General features: G+C 71.5%; 14 protein-coding genes. 4 read left to right on the plus strand and 10 right to left on the minus strand.

Annotated elements, in window-relative coordinates; genetic code table 11:
- Positions 1 to 1079: hypothetical protein (locus tag ASC60_RS42055; protein WP_055547588.1), on the minus strand; the 1079-nt coding region annotated here is incomplete at its 3' end.
- A 73-nt stretch (positions 1080 to 1152) separates the two neighbouring features.
- Positions 1153 to 2178: an ATP-dependent 6-phosphofructokinase gene (locus tag ASC60_RS06125; RefSeq protein WP_055547590.1), complete on the minus strand. Its 1026-nt coding sequence runs from the start codon at positions 2176 to 2178 to the stop codon at positions 1153 to 1155.
- A gap of 199 nt (positions 2179 to 2377) precedes the next feature.
- Here ASC60_RS06125 and pta point away from each other — a divergent pair, with 199 nt between their 5' ends.
- The 3 genes from pta (at position 2378) to pyk (ending at position 7131) form a co-directional block, all read left to right on the plus strand.
- The gene (pta, locus tag ASC60_RS06130) at positions 2378 to 4495 is read left to right on the plus strand and encodes a phosphate acetyltransferase (protein WP_055547592.1); all 2118 of its coding nucleotides are present in this window, start codon (positions 2378 to 2380) and stop codon (positions 4493 to 4495) included.
- Positions 4492 to 5637, plus strand: a complete 1146-nt coding sequence (locus ASC60_RS06135; protein WP_055547594.1) for an acetate kinase — start codon at positions 4492 to 4494, stop codon at positions 5635 to 5637. Before pta ends, ASC60_RS06135 begins: the two co-directional genes overlap by 4 nt.
- A gap of 66 nt (positions 5638 to 5703) precedes the next feature.
- A complete protein-coding gene (pyk, locus tag ASC60_RS06140; RefSeq protein ID WP_055547596.1) occupies positions 5704 to 7131 on the plus strand; it encodes a pyruvate kinase in 1428 nt (475 codons plus the stop codon).
- Positions 7132 to 7180: 49 nt separating this feature from the next.
- Here pyk and ASC60_RS06145 read toward each other — a convergent pair whose 3' ends face one another.
- From ASC60_RS06145 to ASC60_RS06175, 7 genes are all read right to left on the minus strand, one after another.
- Positions 7181 to 8758: an ATP-dependent Clp protease ATP-binding subunit gene (locus ASC60_RS06145; RefSeq protein ID WP_055547598.1), complete on the minus strand. Its 1578-nt coding sequence runs from the start codon at positions 8756 to 8758 to the stop codon at positions 7181 to 7183.
- Between the two features lie 3 nt (positions 8759 to 8761).
- Positions 8762 to 9976, minus strand: coding sequence for a tetratricopeptide repeat protein (locus ASC60_RS06150; RefSeq protein WP_370592889.1), 1215 nt, complete (start codon positions 9974 to 9976; stop codon positions 8762 to 8764).
- An 89-nt stretch (positions 9977 to 10065) separates the two neighbouring features.
- Complete coding sequence (locus tag ASC60_RS06155) at positions 10066 to 10422, minus strand: hypothetical protein (RefSeq protein WP_055547602.1); 357 nt, start codon at positions 10420 to 10422, stop codon at positions 10066 to 10068.
- 191 nt (positions 10423 to 10613) lie between these two features.
- Positions 10614 to 11981, minus strand: a complete 1368-nt coding sequence (locus ASC60_RS06160; protein WP_055547604.1) for a hypothetical protein — start codon at positions 11979 to 11981, stop codon at positions 10614 to 10616.
- Positions 11959 to 12489, minus strand: coding sequence for a DUF6114 domain-containing protein (locus ASC60_RS06165; protein WP_055547606.1), 531 nt, complete (start codon positions 12487 to 12489; stop codon positions 11959 to 11961). The genes ASC60_RS06160 and ASC60_RS06165 overlap by 23 nt, the downstream gene beginning before the upstream one ends.
- Before the next feature lie 143 nt (positions 12490 to 12632).
- Positions 12633 to 13250: a DUF6230 family protein gene (locus tag ASC60_RS06170; protein ID WP_055547608.1), complete on the minus strand. Its 618-nt coding sequence runs from the start codon at positions 13248 to 13250 to the stop codon at positions 12633 to 12635.
- Between the two features lie 567 nt (positions 13251 to 13817).
- The gene (locus tag ASC60_RS06175; RefSeq protein ID WP_199830883.1) at positions 13818 to 14780 is read right to left on the minus strand and encodes a tetratricopeptide repeat protein; all 963 of its coding nucleotides are present in this window, start codon (positions 14778 to 14780) and stop codon (positions 13818 to 13820) included.
- Positions 14781 to 14916: 136 nt separating this feature from the next.
- Between ASC60_RS06175 and ASC60_RS06180 the strand changes: the two genes are divergently transcribed.
- Complete coding sequence (locus ASC60_RS06180; RefSeq protein WP_055547612.1) at positions 14917 to 15573, plus strand: TetR/AcrR family transcriptional regulator; 657 nt, start codon at positions 14917 to 14919, stop codon at positions 15571 to 15573.
- A 407-nt stretch (positions 15574 to 15980) separates the two neighbouring features.
- On the opposite strand, the gene ASC60_RS06185 is transcribed toward ASC60_RS06180, so the two are convergent.
- On the minus strand, positions 15981 to 17681 hold the full coding sequence (locus tag ASC60_RS06185; protein ID WP_055547614.1) for a methylmalonyl-CoA mutase: 1701 nt from the start codon (positions 17679 to 17681) through the stop codon (positions 15981 to 15983).
- Between the last annotated feature and the right edge of the window lie 59 nt (positions 17682 to 17740).

The following is a 17740-nucleotide window of genomic DNA, read 5'->3' on the forward strand; positions in this document are numbered from 1 at the left end:
CCCGCGCCCGGGTCGTCCGTCCCCGCGTCGCCCGCGCCCGGGTCGTCCGTCCCCGCGTCGCCCGCGCCCGGGTCGTCCGTCCCCGCGTCGTCGGACCCGGCGTCCACGAGCCGGTTCTCCTCGTCCGCGCCCCAGCCGGGCACATGGCCCTCGCGCTCGTACGAGTCGTACGCGGACCGGCCCAGGATCCCCGCCCAGCTGGCCGCCTCGACCCCGGTGATCTGCCACTCCCGCGGCGCCACGCCCGCGCCTGTCCGGGCGTCCGGGTCCCAGTCACCGGTGCAGGCGCTCAGGGAGGGGGAGTCCTGGCCGTCGCCGCGCGTGGCCCACGCCCCGGCCCTGAGCCCCGGCACCGAGGACGGGCCGATCCAGTCGCAGCGCCGCGCGGCGGCGCCGGTCAGGCCGGCCCCGCCCTGGCCCGGGGCGGTGGCCACGACCCGGGCGGGCGGGTCCAGCGGGGGTCCGCCGCAGTGCTGGGTCCTGGTGATGGCGTTGGCGACGTGGACGGCGGTGCGGAAGCCGGTGAGCGCGGTCGTGGCGTCGGCCCCGCCCGCCTCCGCTGCGCGTCCGTCGGTGACCTTGGCCGTGACGTACAGATCGGTCGTCGGGCGGACCCGGCCGTCCAGCCCGCCGAGGCAGTCGGCGACCAGCCAGGCGCCGCGCGCGCCGTACCGGCCGGTGGTGCCGGGCGCCGTGAAGGTGGCGCCGGGGCCGGGGCCGATGAGCTGGCGGGTCCGCATGCCCTGGGGTACGCCGGAGACCAGCGCCTCGGCGTGGACGGTGACCTCGTTGCCGCCGCCCCAGGACAGCGAGCAGTCGAGCAGGGAGCGGCTTTCCTGGCCGGGGGCGAGCATGGTGCCGTACTGCTCCAGCTGACCGGGGCGGGCGTCGCGTACCAGCCGTTCGAGGTCGCCGTACGGCAGGACGCCGTCGCAGGCCTTCCGTAACTGGTCACGGTTGGCGGCGAGATGGCCGCCGCCCTGTGCGCCGATCGCGATCACGGCACCGGTGACCAGTGCCGTGATCAGTACGAAGAGGGTCGCGTAGCGCAGCCACGCACGGTCCGTTGATCCGCCCATCCGCCGGTCACTCCACTCACCCCCTGATCGACTCCGTCCCCCCGGGCCGGGCGGGGACCGTACAAGGTGTGGCTCAGAAGACGGATTCGGCCTCGTCCATGCGGTGGTCCGGGACGGTCTTCAGCTCGGTGACCGCCTCGGCGATCGGCACCATGCTGATGTCGGTGCCGCGCAGCGCGGTCATCATGCCGAAGTCGCCGCGGTGGGCGGCCTCGACGGCGTGCCAGCCGAAGCGGGTGGCGAGCACGCGGTCGTACGCGGTGGGCGTGCCGCCGCGCTGCACGTGGCCGAGGATGACCGGGCGGGCCTCCTTGCCGAGCCGCCGCTCCAGCTCGGCCGCGAGCCGGTTGCCGATACCGGCGAACCGCTCGTGCCCGTACTGGTCGATCTCGCCCTTCTGGTAGTCCATCGCGCCCTCGGCGGGGTGCGCGCCCTCGGCGACACAGATGACGGCGAACTTCTTGCCGCGCGCGAAGCGCTCCTCGACCATCTTGACCAGCCCGTCGACCTCGAAGGGCCGCTCCGGGAGGCAGATGCCGTGGGCGCCGCCCGCCATGCCGGACTCCAGGGCGATCCAGCCCGCGTGCCGCCCCATGACCTCGACGACCATGACCCGCTGGTGCGATTCGGCGGTGGTCTTGAGGCGGTCCATGGCCTCGGTGGCGACGCCGACGGCGGTGTCGAAGCCGAAGGTGCGGTCGGTGGAGGAGATGTCGTTGTCGATGGTCTTGGGGACGCCGACGATGGGCAGCCCCGCGTCCGACAGCATGCGGGCGGCGGTCAGGGTGCCCTCGCCGCCGATCGGGATCAGCACGTCTATGCCGTAGTCGCGGGCGTGGTCCTTGGAGGTCTCACAGGCCTCGCGCAGCCGGGCGCGCTCCAGGCGGGAGGAGCCGAGGATGGTGCCGCCGCGGGCCAGGATGCCGCTCACGTCGTCGAGGTCGAGCTTGCGGTGACGGCCGTCGAGGAGTCCCTTGAAGCCGTCTTCGAAGCCGATCACCTCGTCCCCGTGGCCGGCGACGGCACGGTGCACGACCGACCGGATCACAGCGTTGAGGCCGGGGCAGTCGCCGCCCGCGGTGAGAACTCCGATGCGCATCGTGCTGTGTCTCCTGCTCCCTACGGGTAGATGTGAGCCAGTCCGATTGTTTCATGGGCGGGGTAGTGCTGTGTCCCCCATGCCGCGAGCGCCTTAACCACGGCCGCAGGTATTGTCAAGAAGACTGGGCCACCCAAATTGGCCAATTTGTATCCGAAGGATGCATGTAAGGAAAACGCCGAGGAAACGGAGAGCACGCGTGACGCGCAGCGTGTACGTGACCGGGATCGAACGGGGTGACGGCCGCCAGGTCGTCGAGCTGGGGGTCATGGAGCTGCTGACCCGCCATGTCGACCGGGTCGGCGTCTTCCGCCCCTTGGTGCACGACGACCCCGACCGCCTCTTCGACCTGCTGCGGGCCCGCTACCGGCTCAGCCAGCCGCCCGCCTCGGCGAGCGGCATGAGCTACGAGGAGGCGGCCGCCCTCCAGGCCGAGCAGGGCTCCGACGAGCTGGTGTCGCGGCTGGTCAGCCGCTTCCACGAGGTGGCCCGCGCGTACGAGTACGTCCTCGTCCTGGGCAGCGACTACGCCGGCACCAGCCTCCCGGACGAGCTGGGCCTGAACGCCCGGCTCGCCAACGAGTTCGGCGCCTCGGTGATCACGGTCGTCGGCGGCCAGGACCAGAGCGTGGAGGCCGTGCACGCCGAGGCGCACAACGCCTACCGCGCGTACGAGGCGCAGGGCTGCGACGTCGTCGCCGTCGTCGTCAACCGGGCCGCGCCGGACGACCGCGCGGAGATCGCCGAGCGGCTGGCCGCCCGGCTCCCGGTGCCCGGCTACGTGCTGCCCGAGGACGGGGCGCTGTCGGCACCCACCGTCTCGCAGATCGTGCGCACCCTCGGCGCCGACGTCCTGCTCGGCGATCACGCCGGACTCTCCCGGGACGTGCGGGACTTCGTCTTCGGCGGCGCGATGCTGCCCAACTTCCTGCCCGCCCTCACCGAGGGCTGCCTGGTGGTCACGCCCGGCGACCGCGCGGACCTCATCGTCGGCTCGCTCGCCGCGCACAGCGCGGGCGCCCCCGCGATCGCCGGGGTGCTGCTCACCCTGGACGAGCGGCCCGGCCCCGACATCCTGGCGCTGGCGTCCCGGCTGGCCCCCGGCACCCCGGTGGCGGCGGTGGCGGGCGGCTCCTTCCCGACCGCGGCCGAGCTGTTCGCCATCGAGGGCAAGCTGAACGCGGGCGCGCCGCGCAAGGCCGAGACCGCCCTCGGCCTCTTCGAGCGCCATGTGGACACCGCCGAGCTGACCGACCGCATCGCGGTGGCCCGCTCCGGCCGGGTCACCCCGATGATGTTCGAGCACGAGCTGATCGAGCGGTCCCGGTCCGGCCGCCGCCGGGTGGTGCTGCCCGAGGGCACCGAGGAGCGGGTGCTGCGCGCCGCCGACGTCCTGCTGCGCCGCGATGTGTGCGACCTCACACTGCTGGGCGACGAGGAGACGATCCGCAAGCGCGCCGCCGAACTGGGCATCCAGCTCGCCGAGGCGCAGATCGTCGACCCGCAGACCTCGCCGCTGCGGGAGCGCTTCGCGGAGAGCTACGCCAAGCTGCGCGCCCACAAGGGCGTCAGCTACGAGCTGGCCTACGACGTGGTCGCCGAGGTCTCGTACTTCGGCACCCTGATGGTCCAGGAGGGCCTGGCCGACGGCATGGTGTCGGGCGCGGCGCACTCCACCGCCGCCACCATCCGGCCCGCCTTCGAGATCATCAAGACCGCGCCGGGTGCGCAGATCGTCTCGTCCGTCTTCTTCATGTGCCTGGCCGACCGGGTGCTGGTGTACGGCGACTGCGCGGTCAACCCGGACCCGGACGCCGAGCAGCTGGCCGACATCGCCATCCAGTCGGCCACCACGGCCGCCCGGTTCGGGGTGGAGCCGCGGATCGCGATGCTGTCGTACTCCACCGGCACCTCCGGCTCCGGCGCCGACGTCGACAAGGTGCGCAAGGCGACCGAGCTGGTGCGCGAGCGGCGCCCGGATCTGCTGGTGGAGGGCCCGATCCAGTACGACGCCGCGGTGGACGCGGCGGTCGCGGCGACCAAGCTGCCGGAGTCCGAGGTGGCGGGCAAGGCCACCGTGCTGATCTTCCCGGACCTCAACACCGGCAACAACACCTACAAGGCCGTGCAGCGCTCGGCGGGCGCCGTCGCGGTCGGCCCGGTGCTGCAGGGCTTGCGCAAGCCGGTGAACGACCTGTCCCGCGGGGCCCTGGTCTCCGACATCGTGAACACCGTCGCGATCACGTCCGTCCAGGCCCAGTCCCAGATCCCTCCGGCCGTCCCGGCCGACCCGACACAGAAAGCGCAGACCGCGTGAACGGCTCCCGCGTCCTCGTCCTCAACTCCGGCTCCTCGTCCGTCAAGTACCAGCTGCTGGACATGGCGGACGGCGCCCGGCTCTCCTCCGGTCTGGTGGAGCGGATCGGGAACGGCCCCGTCGCCGACCACACGGCCGCGCTCAAGCAGGTCGCCGAGGAGCTGACGGCGCAGGGCCTGGGCCTGGACTCGCCCGAACTGGCGGCGATCGGCCACCGGGTGGTGCACGGCGGCACCCGGTTCACCGAACCCACCCTGATCACCGACGAGGTGGTCGAGGAGATCGAGAAGCTGGTCCCGCTGGCCCCGCTGCACAACCCGGCGAACGTCACCGGCATCAAGGTGGCCCGGGCGCTGCGCCCGGACCTGCCGCAGGTCGCGGTCTTCGACACCGCGTTCCACTCCACGATGCCGGAGTCGGCGGCCCGGTACGCGATCGACACCGGCACCGCCGACCGGTTCGGGGTGCGGCGGTACGGCTTCCACGGCACCTCGCACGCGTACGTGTCCCGGGCGACGGCGAAGCTGCTGGGCAAGGACGTCACCGAGCTGAACACGATCGTGCTGCACCTGGGCAACGGCGCCAGCGCCTCCGCCGTGCGCGGCGGGGTGTGCGTGGACACCTCCATGGGGCTGACCCCGCTGGAGGGCCTGGTCATGGGTACCCGCTCGGGTGATCTGGACCCGGCGGCGATCTTCCATCTGTCCCGGGTGGGCGGGATGTCGATCGACGAGATCGACACGCTGCTCAACAAGCGCAGCGGGCTGCTCGGGCTGTGCGGGGACAACGACATGCGCGAGATCGGCCGCCGCATGGGCGAGGGCGATCCGGCCGCGCAGCTCGCGTTCGACGTCTACATCCACCGGCTGCGGAAGTACGTGGGCGCGTACACCGCGGTGCTGGGACGGCTGGACGCCATCGCGTTCACGGCCGGCGTGGGGGAGAACTCCCCGGCGGTGCGGGAGGCCGCGCTGCGCGATCTGCCCGCGTTCGGCATCGAGGTGGACGCGGTGCGCAACGCGGTGCGCGGCTCCGCGGCGCGGCTGATCTCGGCCGGGACCAGCAGGGTCGCGGTGGCGGTGGTGCCCACCGACGAGGAGCTGGAGATCGCGAGCCAGACCTTCGATCTGGTCAGCGACTAGCCTTCGGATCGGCTTCGACTCGCCCTGAAATATTCCGCTCCGAAACAAACCGATAGGATCAGCCTCATGCGCCGTTCCAAAATCGTCTGCACACTGGGCCCCGCCGTCGACTCCTACGACCAGCTCAAGTCGCTGATCGAGGCCGGTATGAACGTGGCCCGCTTCAACATGAGCCACGGAAGCCACCCGGAGCACGAGGAGCGCTACCACCGCGTTCGCAAGGCGTCCGAGGAGACGGGGCGCGCGGTCGGCGTCCTCGCCGACCTCCAGGGCCCCAAGATCCGGCTGGAGACCTTCGCGGACGGACCCGTCGAGCTGGTCCGCGGGGACGAGTTCATCATCACCACCGAGGACGTCGAGGGCGACCGGACGATCTGCGGCACCACCTACAAGGGGCTGCCGGGCGACGTCTCCAAGGGCGACCAGATCCTGATCAACGACGGCAACGTCGAGCTGCGGGTCACCGCGGTCGAGGGCCCGAGGGTGCGGACGATCGTCATCGAGGGCGGGGTGATCTCCGACCACAAGGGGATCAACCTGCCGGGCGCGGCGGTCAACGTGCCCGCGCTGTCCGACAAGGACATCGAGGACCTGCGCTTCGCCCTGACGATGGGCTGCGACATGGTCGCGCTGTCCTTCGTCCGGGACGCGGCCGACGTCCGAGACGTGCACCGGATCATGGACGAGGTGGGCCGCCGGGTGCCGGTGATCGCCAAGGTCGAGAAGCCGCAGGCGGTCGCCAACATGGCGGACGTCGTCGCGGCGTTCGACGGCGTCATGGTGGCGCGCGGCGACCTGGCGGTGGAATACCCGCTGGAGAGGGTCCCGATGGTGCAGAAGCGGCTGATCGAACTGTGCCGCCGGAACGCCAAGCCGGTGATCGTGGCGACCCAGATGATGGAGTCGATGATCACCAACTCCCGGCCCACCCGCGCCGAGGCGTCCGACGTCGCCAACGCGATCCTGGACGGCGCGGACGCGGTCATGCTCTCCGCCGAGTCCTCGGTCGGCTCGTACCCGATCGAGACGGTCAAGGTGATGTCCCGCATCGTCCAGGCCGCCGAGGAGGAGCTGCTCTCGCGTGGCCTCCAGCCGCTGGTGCCCGGCAAGAAGCCGCGCACCCAGGGCGGTTCGGTGGCCCGCGCGGCGTGCGAGATCGCCGACTTCCTGGGCGCGAAGTCGCTGGTCGCCTTCACCCAGTCCGGCGACACCGCGCGGCGGCTGTCCCGCTACCGCGCCCAGCAGCCGATCGTGGCCTTCACCACCGATCCGGACACCCGTAACCAGCTGACGCTGAGCTGGGGCGTGGAGTCCTTCGTGGTGCCGTACGTGGAGCACACCGACGCGATGGTGGACCTCGTGGACGCCGAGCTGTCCAAGCTCGGCCGCTACTCCACGGGCGACATCATGATCATGACGGCGGGCTCGCCCCCCGGCGTCCCCGGCACCACCAACATGGTCCGGGTGCACCACCTGGGCGGCGAGAGCCGGTAACCACGCGGCTCCGATCGAGCGGCCGGGCTCCCTTCGGGGGACCGGCCGCTCAGCTCATGGCCCAGACGTACCGGTCGTCGACGGACGGCTCGCCGGCGGTACGGTCCGCGAACAGCTCCGCGATGTGCCGCGCGTCCACGGTCCGCGCGGCCCCGTCCGTGATCCGCACCCTGGCCCCCGCCTCGTCCAGGACCTCCACCGCCTTCCCCGGCAGCACGCGGTCGGTGATGTGCCGCGCGGACAGGGTGACGGCGGCGTCGAGGGCGGCGTCGGTGATGGTGACCTGGTGGTGGGCCTCGTACTCGCGGCGCAGCAGCTTCAGGATGCCGACGGCCTCGTCATGGGTGGGCTCGCCCACCGGGACGGTCTGGAAGTGCGCGCCGACGTCCCGGAGTTCGCCGTAGGCCCTGGGATCGGTGACGGCGATGATCCGCGGCCCCTTCCGCACCAGCGCGCGCAGCGCTTCGGCGTCGCCCGCCCGGACGTCGTCGACGAACAGCACCGTACGGTCCGGGTCCTCCACCGCCTCCCGGGCGGCCGTCGCCACGTCGACGGCCCGCAGCCGCACCTCGGCCAGGCCCGCCGGCACGTCGCCCTGGGCGATGCGCTGGGCGAAACCCGCGACGATCGACGTGCGCCCGGTGCCCGGCTCCCCCACCAGCAGGGCGTGGTGACGGGACTTGCGCATCAGGATCCGCATGATGTGCTGGATCTCCCGCTCACGCCCGACGACCACGGGCGGCGGCTCGGGGAGCGGTGCGGTGAGGATGCGGATGATCTCCTCCCGCACCTGCTGCGGGGTGGCGAACTCGCGCAGCAACCTCCCCCCGGTCCCCTCCCCCTCGCGCATCAGGCCCAGCAGCAGATGCTCCGTACCGATGTAGTTGTGGCCGAGCGTCAGAGCGTCCTTGAGCGCCATTTCCAGCGCCATCTTGGCCCGGGGCGTGAACGGGATGGCCCCGGTCGGCGGCTCGGTGCCGGAACCGGCACTCCTGATCAGCCGCTCCCGGACCGCGTCCCGCGTGATGCCGAGGGTGTGCAGAGCGGTCGCGGCCACGCCCTCCGCCGCGAACAGGCCCAGCAGGATGTGCTCGGTCCCCAGATGGGTGTGGTGGAGCTTCCGCGCGGCCTCCTGGCCCTCCATCAGGGCATGGCGCGCCCGGTCGGTGAACCGCGCGAAGAACTCGCGGGCCCCCCTTCCGGCAGGATCGCGGACCCGCTCCCGCATGGCCTCCAAGTCGATGCCGTAGGTCCCCAGGACCTCGATGGCGATGCCGTCCGGCTCACGCATGAGGCCGAGCGCCAAGTGCTCCGGACCGATGTGGTTCATGCCCAGATCGATGGATTCCTGGTGCGCGTCCTCCAGCACCCGCTTGGCCTCGGGGGTGAAGGGGAGGGTCCCGCGCGGCGTCACCGTGCCCCTGCCGAGGGTGCGCTCCACCTGCTCGCGCACCCCGGCCACGGGCACCCCGAGGCTTGCCAGGAACTCGGCGCCGGGGCTGTGCTCCTCCCGGATCAGGCCGAGCAGCACATGCTCCGTACCGATGTGGTGGTGGTTGTGCTCCCTGGCCTCTTCCTGGGCCAGCACCACCGCCCGCCGCGCCCGGTCGGTGAAGCGCTCGAACATCCCTCACCCCACAGCCTGGAGTACGGACAGATCCCGCCGGGCCCGCAGCGTGTGCGGATGGTCCGGGCCCAGCACCCGCTCCCGGTCGGCGACCAGCTCGCGCAGCAGTGCCGCCGCCTCGTCGCGCTCGCCCGTCCGGGCCAGGTTGTGGGCCAGCACATGGCGGGTGCGCAGCGTCGCCACGTCGTCCTCACCCAGGACGCGCCGCCGGTCGAGCAGCAGCAGCCGCAGCAGCCGTATCGCCTCCGGACGCCGCCCCGACTCGCCCAGGTTGACGGCGAGGAACTGGCGGCTGCGCAGGGCGTCCGGGTGGTCGGGGCCCAGCAGCCGGGCCTGCTGGGCGTGGATCTCCCGCAGCCGGTCCGCCGCGTCCCCGGGCGCACCGGCCCCGCCGCGCGTGTGCGCGAGCCACTGACGGGTGCGCAGCACCGCCGCGTGGCCGGTGCCCAGCAGGCTCTCCTGCTCCTCCAGCAGGGCGCCGAACGCCTCCGCCGCCTCCGCGTACTTCCCCGCCTCGCACAGCGCCACGGCGGCCTCGTGCCGGGCGGGGTGGTCGGGGAGCCGGTGGGCGCGGTTGCGGGCGAGGGCGAGCAGGGCGGCGTTCCGCGAGCCGCGCTGGAGGGGCGCGGGCAGGCCCTCCGCGGTCATGGTGGTCTGGAGCCGCCGGTAGACCTCGTCGATGCTGAGCAGTTCGGGCCCGCCGGCCACGCCGTCCCGCAGCAGCCGGATCAGCCGGCCGGTGAACGCCGTGTTCTTCTCGCCATCCTGGATCAGGGAGACCTCGTTGCCCTGGGAGGACGCCATCACATACGTGCCCGCCACGTCGACCTGCCCCATCACGGCGGCCTCGGGCCCGGCCATGGTGCCGCTCAGCGCGCGCCCGGAGAAGCAGCAGTCGAGGATGATGACCTTGGAGGTGGCGCGGCTGTCCAGGACGACATCACGCAGTTTGCGGTATTCCAGGGAGCCGAATTCGGGATCCGCCCATTCGCTGTCGGCCAGCGACAGATACAAATCCTGCCGCCTGGGGGCGATCAGGCCATGGCCGACGTAATAGACCAGCAGCAGGTCCTCCGCCTCGGCCGCCGTCGCCCGTAAGGAACGGCCTACGCGCTGAATATCCCCGCTGTCCAGCAGCACGGTGCAATGGCGGTCGGGGACGGCCCCGTACGCGGGATCGGTGAGGGCCGCGGCCAGATCCTCGATGGTGTCGCGCACCACGGGAAGGTCCGGAAGCTTCGGATCGGAATAGCGACTTGTGCCGATCAGGACTGCCCGCGAACGCTCGGAATCGGGCAACCGCATGGCTATTCCTCTTCTGCGCGCAACGCCTGCCGGAGAATCTCCTCGACGGACTCCTTGGTCACGTGCCGGGCGTCGATCTCCAGCCGCCGCCCGTCCGGGCGGTGGACCGTGACCTTGATGCCGGAGCGGCGCGGCTGGGCCAGCCAGGCCCGCAGCGAGGACGCGAGGACGGAGAGGGCGCCGCCCGCGCCCAGCGACACCACGAGCAGCTCCGCGGCCGCCCCCATCTCGCCCTCGCGCGGCGGTGCCGCCTTCGGCTTGACCCGGCCCGCCAGTTCGGGCTCGCCCTGCAGCCACTCGGCAAGCTGCTCCAGGCTTTCGTCCGGCTCCGGGCCGTCGACCGAAATATGGCTCTCCACCGCTGCCCCCCGTTTCCCCCCGGCGCGCGCCAAGCGGCATGGTGCGCGTCCGTGCGAACACTCAAGGTAATGATAGGGCCCGGCACGGACAAAAGCGCCCGCGGGCGCCGGGCGGTCGGCCCGGTGCCCGCGGGCGGCGCCCTCCGAGGAGGGCCTTGCGGCTCCCGAACAGGTATGTGGTTGTGCGGGGGTTATTCCCCTGTGTTGTACACGTGCATTCCCGGGATGGTCAGTTCGCCGCCGAACTGACCGGCCTGGGTGACCGTCACGTCGGTGAAGAACACCTCGGGGATGTTCACCGGCGGCGGGCTCTTCGGGCTGAAGGTGATCGGGATGATGCCCAGGAGGTTGCCCTTCAGCTCCTCGGTGTACATCGTGACGGTGCCGTTGCGGAAGGTCGAGGTGGAACCCTCGCGCGCCGCCACGTTGGTGGTCGTCCCGGCCGGGCCCTTGACCAGCTGGTGCAGGTCCTTGATGTCCACGCCGTCGGCGGTGAACTTGAGGACCTTCTTCGACTGGCCGTTGTGCGTCCTGACCTCGACGATGCCCTGGTAGTCCAGGCCGTGCAGGCTCAGCAGCGTGGACTTGAGGGTCCAGGGGTCGTCGGGCAGCGGGCTCGCGGTCGGCTCGTCATCGGCGTTGTTGTACGCGTCGGCGTCGAACTCGGGGCAGGGGTAGCCCTCCTTGCCGCCGTCCGCGCCGTCGCCGCTCGCCGACGGGGAGGGCTTCGGCAAGGTCTCGCCGGCCTTGTCCTTGGCGTCCTCGGCCGCCTTCTTCGCCTTGTCGACGGCGTCCTCGGTGGCTTCGCCGACCTTGTCCACCGTGTCCTTGACCGGGTTGTCGGCCTTCTCGCCGGTGGACGGGGAGGGGCTGGGCGAGGCGGAGGAGGCCGACGGGCTGGGCGAGGCGCTCGGCTCGGCCGACGCTCCGCCCTCGTCGGCCGTGGCCTTGTCGGCCTCGTCCGGGGTGAAGATGTCGTGCAGCTTGTCCCCGAGACCCAGCGGGTCCAGCGGGTTCGTGGTCTCGGACTCCGACGGACTCGGCGAGGCGCTGGGCTCCCCGGACTCCTCGTCGTCCCCGGTACCCGACGTGCCGGACGGGCTCGGGGTGGGGGTCGGCTTCGACGGTGTGGCGTCCCCGCCTCCGGACGAGCCGGACGCGTCGGACGGGGCCTTGGAGCCGGAACCGGACGTACCGTCCTGGTCCTTCGAGCCCGAGTCCTTGCCGTCCTTGCCGTCCTCGCCGCCCTTGTCCGCGTCGTCGGACGCGTCCTTCTCGCCCTGGGCGTCGTCCTTGTCGGCCTCATCCGGCTGGGAGACACACGGTCCGGCCTTGTAGCGGTCCTCGGCCCGGGTGGTCGCCGACGCCAGCTGCGGGGTCAGCCCCATGCCCATGAGCACGGCCGTCGGCATGGCGGCCAGCGCTATCGCCTTCCCCGCGGGCACCTGAAGGCGAGTGAGCACCGACTTCCTCGGCGCCGCATGCCGCGGTCCGGTTCTCGCCCGGCGCGGACTTCCGTCCGCGGCCTGCTCCTCTTCACCCCGCACGGTGCCTCCCATTCGTGGCTTCCTGGTCCGGTGCGGGTCCGGCCCCCGCCGGCTCCGGCACACCGCCATCGTCGGCGCCGTCCTCGGGCCCGGTTCCCGGTCCCCCGGCCGGCTGTGCCGCGGGGGCCTCGCCCGGTGCCCAGGCGACGCTCATGCCCCCACCGAAGAGGGCGAGCAGGAATCCGACCAAGAAGCCGCCGATGTTGGACACGGGCAGCGACACCAGGCCGAGCAGGATCGAGGCGACCCCCGCGAAGACCCGCACCATGGGCTGGAACCACATGGTCATGCCCAGCAGCACCAGCAGTACGCCGATGATGAGCGAGGCGGATCCGGCCGTGGTGGACAGGTTGATCGTGAACCCGCCCGCGTTCAGGTCGTTGTACGGGAAGTACATGATCGGCAGCCCGGCCAGGGTGGTGAGCAGCCCCGCCCAGAACGGACGCTGCCAGCGCCATGCCCTGAAAGTCTCCCGCCAATGGCTGATACGGTCACGCGCCCCCGGCGACTCGGCACTCATTGAAAACAGCTCCCTGGGGCTGGCGATCCAGTCGATCGCACGTCGTTCTCCTGCGGTACTGAACTGCGTGGCGCCTCAAGCGCTACTGGGCGTTGCCGGGTGAGGGGCAGCGCCGCGGCCCCCCACCCTTCCAGCTCAGCGCTTCAGAAGCACTCGTTCTTGCCCTTGCTGACCTTCATCGAAAGCCCGGAGAGCTTGAACGTGCCCGCGCTGGTCGCCCAGGCGGTCTGCTTCACACCGATCAGCGTCGCCGAATCGGCTTGCTGCGCGAACGAGCCGGGAAGGGCCTTGTCGCCCTTGTTGATCCCCGGACCCTTGTTCGCGTCGCCCGCCGCCACGCCGATGTCGATGCCGCGGAACGTCGCGTCGGCGTCCAGCTGGTCGAGGTCGATGAAGAGGTTCTTCGCCTCGACCGTCTTGCTGCCGTTACCGGCCGACAGCTTCAGCGACACATCGCCGAAGACCGGGACCGGGACGACCACCGACTGGCACAGGCCCTTGAGCTTGGCGCTCTTGAACGCCGACACCGCGACGGGGATGTTCTTCCCGCCGTGCTGGGTGTCTATGGCGCCGTACTGCGCGAAGCCCGTGCCGTCGAGCCGGTCGACCGCGACCTTGAATTGCTGGCCGGACACGTTGAACGAGGCCGCGAGCGCACCCTGTGACAGGGCAACGCCGATCGCGGCCGTGGCAGCAACGCTCGGGACCATGACAACGGCGAACCGCTTCCATCTTGTCCCGCCACGAGCCAGGGACTCCATGACTTTCCTCCTTCTCGGACGTACATCTCCGGCCGGGGCCGCGGCCCCGAACTGGGATGGGAGAAGTGCTACGTCCTCGGGAAGGAGAGCGCCCACGTCTCACAGGCGCGAACTGCACCCGCCGAAACACCGGCGATCACCCCCGAGCGACAACCACTGGCCACGCTTTCTCGCGCAACCTCCTGGACAGGCCCTGCCCGTTGGGCAGAGACCCCCCTGTCCACGGCCGGCGCCACTGCCGCCGGCCTGCTCGGTGGGGACCCACCCGCAGCACCGCGCCGACCGGCTGCCGGGCTTCGATGAGGATGGACCGAGCTTGGCTGATCGTGGTCCATTCACGGCCGGGGCACAAGGGGTTCGTTACTAGCGAGTAACGGACGGATAACCGATCCACGGCAGGCCGGTCCAGACCGGGCACGCAGGGTCGTCGCCCGACGGCCGGAAAGAAGGGGAGATTTAACGCCAAGAACGGACAAAGCCCGGGCGCCCACTTACTACCAGTAACAGCAGCCGCGTTTACCAAGTTTTGGTAAAGCGCGGCCGCTGTTCCGTTTGAGAGCCGAGAAGTCAGAACAGGACGCGCGCCAACGCGCTACGAGCTGTGACCACTCGGGGATCGTCACCGCCGATCACCTCGAAGAGGCCGAGCAGATGGAGCCGCGCCGCCTCACGGTCCTCACCCGCCGTACGCCGCACCGTGTCGACCAAGCGACCGAAGGCGTCCTCCACATGACCGCCCACCAAGTCCAGGTCGGCCGCCGCGATCTGCGCCGCCGGATCCGCCGGGCTGTCGGCGGCCTCCTTGCGCACCTGCTGCGCGTCCAGACCCTGCACCCGCTCCAGCAACTGGGCCTGGGCCAGACCGAGCTTCGCCTCCGCGTTGGCCGGGTCGTCGTTCAGCACGTTCTGGTACGCGCGGACGGCACCGCCGAGGTCGCCCGCGTCCAGTGCATCGTGGGCCGCGGCCAGCGCGCTGTCGTACGGGCCCGCGGGGACCGGGGCCTCCTGCTCCGCGTCCTCCGCGCCCGCCGCCTCGGCCGGCGCGCCCACGATGCCGAACTGCTGCTCCGCGGCCTGGATCAGCTGGTCCAGCACCTGGCGGATCTGCGCCTCCGGCGCCGCGCCCTGGAACAGCGGCACCGGCTGCCCGGCGACCACCGCGAACACCGCGGGGATCCCCTGCACGCCGAACTGCTGGAAGAGCATCTGGTTGGCATCGACGTCGATCTTCGCGAGGACGAACTTCCCCGCGTACTCCCCGGCCAGTCGCTCCAGGATCGGTCCGAGCTGCTTGCACGGCTCGCACCACTCAGCCCAGAAGTCGATGACGACCGGTACTTCGGTGGAGCGCTGCAGGACCTCCTGCTGAAAACCCGCCTCGTCGACGTCGAAGACCAGGCGCGTGGGCGCGGGCGCGCCCGTGCGGGCGGCGTCGGCCCGCGCCTTCTCCGCCTTCTGCTTCGCTTCCCCGGCCGCCTTCACCGCGGCGAGGTCGACCACTCCACTCATGGACATGTTCCGTGGCTGCATGGTCCTATCCTCCCCTCTCGACGCGGTGAATGGAAAAGCGCCTCGGCCGATCCGAAGGACAGGCCTGTCTTACGCTACGAGCCGTAGCGTAACCGGCCGGGACACCCGCGTCTACCTGCGAGTAGGGTCGTGCGCCATGAGCCCGCCCAAGCGGCGCACAGGGCGCCCCCGCAGCGAGGAGGCCGACCGTGCCATCCTCGGCGCGACGCGCGCCGCCCTGGTCGAGCTGGGCTGGGGAAGGCTCACGATGGGTGACGTCGCGGCCCGCGCCAAAGTCGCCAAGACGACCCTCTACCGGCGCTGGGCGGGCAAGAACGAGCTGGTCGTGGACGCGGTCGCGGCCGTCTTCGACGAGCATCTGCGGTCGGCCGACTGCGGCAGCCTGCGGGCGGACATCGAGAACGTGGTGGTGCGCTTCGCCGAACTGCTGGAGCTGCCCGAGACCAAGACGGCGCTGATGGCCGTGCTCGCCGAGGCCACCCACGACGAGGCGCTGGGCGCCCGGGTCCGGTCCGCGATCGTCGACCGGCAGAAGCGGCTGGTGCTGATCGGCCGGGAGCGCGCCCAGCTGCGCGGCGAACTGCCGCGCGAGGAGGATCCGGGTGCGGCGGCCCGCAACGCGGATCTGATATTCGACGTGATCGCCGGATCGGTGGTGCACCGGCTGCTGGTCAGCGCCGAGCCGGTGGACGCGGAGTGGGCCCAGGGCTTCTCGACGCTGCTGCTGCACGGGCTGACCGTGGCGGCGCTCCCCGGTGGCACGCCACCGGGGAGCGGGCCGGAAAGCGGCTAGTGCCGCGTCAGCCAAGGTTCACCCCGCTCGCCGCCCTGGCACGGCCATCTGCGGCGTTGCCGAATCGACCGAGTAGGCCCGCCCCCGGACTCCGTCCGGGAGGTGCCCCCGCGAGGCCGATCCGGCGCCTTGCATCTGACCGCACCAGGACGCCTCGCTACCGGGCAAACCTTGGCTGACGCGGCACCAGGGGTGTCTTGTCGATCAGGCCGGATCAGCGAGCGGCGTCTGGTGCGGGGGGCACCTCCCGGCGGTAGCCGGGGGAAGCTCGCAACCCGCGTGAGGAGAGCGCGGCGGCGCTGCGCGCGACGAGCGCGGGGCCGCGAGATGCCGCCCGCCGCGGCAGCGGCTGATGTCACAGCGGCGCCGGGAGCCCGGCATGATCGGCAAGACACCCCCTGGGGCGGTCAGAACCCGGCGGGCTCGGTGTAGACCCCCCACTCCTCGCGCAGCGCGTCGCAGATCTCGCCGAGCGTGGCCTCGGCGCGCACCGCCTCCAGCATCGGCTCGATCATGTTGGAGCCGTCCCGGGCGGCGGCCATCAGCGCCTTCAGCCCCTCGGCGACCTGGGCCTCGTCCCGCCCGGCCTTACGGGCCCCCAGGACCCGTACCTGCTCGCGCTCGACCTCGTGGCTGACCCGCAGGATCTCCAGGTCGCCGGTGACCGAGCCGTGGTGGCAGTTGACGCCGACGACCTTCTTGTCCCCCTTCTCCAGCGCCCGCTGGTAGGTGAAGGCGGACTCGGCGATCTCACCGGTGAACCAGCCGTCCTCGATGCCGCGCAGGATGCCGGAGGTGATCGGCCCGATGGGGTGCTGCCCGTCGGGGACGGCGCGGCGGCCGCGCTCCTTGATCTGCTCGAAGATCTTCTCGGCGTCGGCCTCGATCCGGTCGGTGAGCGCCTCGACGTACCAGGAACCGCCCAGCGGGTCGGCCACGTTGAGGATGCCGGTCTCCTCCATCAGCACCTGCTGGGTGCGCAGGGCGATCTCGGCGGCCTGCTCGCTGGGCAGCGCCAGGGTCTCGTCCAGGGCGTTGGTGTGCAGCGAGTTGGTGCCGCCGAGCACGGCGGACAGCGCCTCCACGGCGGTCCGCACGACGTTGTTGTACGGCTGCTGGGCGGTGAGCGAGACGCCGGCGGTCTGGGTGTGGAAGCGCAGCCACTGCGCCTTCTCGGACGTCGCCCCGTAGACGTCGCGCATCCAGCGGGCCCAGATGCGGCGGGCCGCCCGGAACTTGGCGATCTCCTCGAAGAAGTCGACGTGGGCGTCGAAGAAGAAGGACAGGCCCGGCGCGAAGGTGTTGACGTCCAGGCCGCGGGACAGGCCCAGTTCGACGTAGCCGAAGCCGTCGGCGAGGGTGTACGCCAGCTCCTGCGCGGCCGTCGCCCCGGCCTCGCGGATGTGGTAGCCGGAGACCGAGAGCGGCTTGTAGGCGGGGATGCCGCTCGCGCAGTGCTCCATCAGGTCGCCGATCAGCCGCAGATGGGGCTCGGGCGGGAACAGCCACTCCTTCTGCGCGATGTACTCCTTGAAGATGTCGGTCTGCAGCGTGCCGTTGAGCACCGCCGGGTCCACGCCCTGGCGCTCGGCGGCGACCAGGTACATGCAGAAGACGGGGACGGCCGGGCCGCTGATCGTCATCGAGGTGGTGACGTCGCCGAGCGGGATGTCCTTGAACAGGACCTCCATGTCGGCCGCGGAGTCGATGGCGACACCGCAGTGGCCGACCTCGCCGAGCGAGCGCGGATCGTCGGAGTCGCGGCCCATGAGCGTCGGCATGTCGAAGGCGACCGAAAGACCGCCGCCACCCGCCTTGAGGATCATCTTGTAGCGCTCGTTGGTCTGCTCGGCGTTGCCGAAGCCCGCGAACTGGCGGATGGTCCAGGCGCGGCCGCGGTAGCCGGTGGCGTAGAGGCCGCGGGTGTACGGGAACTCCCCGGGCCAGCCGATGCGCTCGAATCCCTCGACCGTGTCACCCGGCGCCGGCCCGTAGACCGGCTCGACCGGGTCCCCGGACAGGGTCGTGAAGTCCGCGTCGCGCTTGCGCGCCGCGTCGTACCGGGCCTGCCAGCGACGGCGGCCTGCCTCAATGCCTTCGGCGTCCATGTGTCAAATTTACTAGGACGTCCAAGTAATTGTCGATGGCTGACGGCACCGGACGGGCC

Source organism: Streptomyces sp. NBRC 110028, assembly GCF_001417735.1.
Classification (GTDB): Bacteria; Actinomycetota; Actinomycetes; order Streptomycetales; family Streptomycetaceae; genus Streptomyces.

Coding starts and splice junctions, on each gene's coding strand:
- ASC60_RS06175 (WP_199830883.1), bottom strand. CDS start 14,780: ATGCAGCCACGGAACATGTCCATGAGTGGAGTGGTCGACCTCGCCGCG.
- ASC60_RS06170 (WP_055547608.1), bottom strand. CDS start 13,250: ATGGAGTCCCTGGCTCGTGGCGGGACAAGATGGAAGCGGTTCGCCGTT.
- ASC60_RS06125 (WP_055547590.1), bottom strand. CDS start 2,178: ATGCGCATCGGAGTTCTCACCGCGGGCGGCGACTGCCCCGGCCTCAAC.
- ASC60_RS06180 (WP_055547612.1), top strand. CDS start 14,917: ATGAGCCCGCCCAAGCGGCGCACAGGGCGCCCCCGCAGCGAGGAGGCC.
- ASC60_RS06165 (WP_055547606.1), bottom strand. CDS start 12,489: ATGAGTGCCGAGTCGCCGGGGGCGCGTGACCGTATCAGCCATTGGCGG.
- ASC60_RS06185 (WP_055547614.1), bottom strand. CDS start 17,681: ATGGACGCCGAAGGCATTGAGGCAGGCCGCCGTCGCTGGCAGGCCCGG.
- ASC60_RS06160 (WP_055547604.1), bottom strand. CDS start 11,981: ATGGGAGGCACCGTGCGGGGTGAAGAGGAGCAGGCCGCGGACGGAAGT.
- ASC60_RS06145 (WP_055547598.1), bottom strand. CDS start 8,758: ATGTTCGAGCGCTTCACCGACCGGGCGCGGCGGGCGGTGGTGCTGGCC.
- pyk (WP_055547596.1), top strand. CDS start 5,704: ATGCGCCGTTCCAAAATCGTCTGCACACTGGGCCCCGCCGTCGACTCC.